Source organism: Pseudomonas sp. PME37.24/006, from assembly GCF_055556635.1.
In genome coordinates, this window is sequence record NZ_JBVHNL010000052.1 from 1 (window position 1) to 279 (window position 279).

At 77.8% G+C, this 279-nt stretch carries 1 protein-coding gene; it reads right to left on the reverse strand.

Annotated elements, in window-relative coordinates; translation table 11 throughout:
* Positions 1-279, reverse strand: a 279-nt coding sequence (locus ACZ3GY_RS23820; protein WP_465912197.1) for an aminotransferase class V-fold PLP-dependent enzyme, incomplete at both ends; no start/stop codon positions are given.

Genomic DNA, 279 nt, shown 5'->3' on the forward strand with positions numbered 1-279 from the left:
GACCCCCCGGCGTTCGAGTTCGAGCAGCACGGTCTCGCCGTTGACGCCGGGGAACACGAAGCTCGCGGTCGCGGGCAGGCGGTGCTCGGGGTGCCCGGTGAGCCGCGCGCCGGGGACGGCGGCGAGCACGCCGCGAATGAACGAGTCGCGGAACCGCGTCGCCCGCTCCGCTTCCGCGACCCGCTCGGCCTCGGCCAGCGTCAGCGCCGTCGCGAACGCCACCGCGCCGGCGACGTCCGGCGTGCCGGAGCGTCGGCCGCGTTCCTGCCCGCCGCCGTG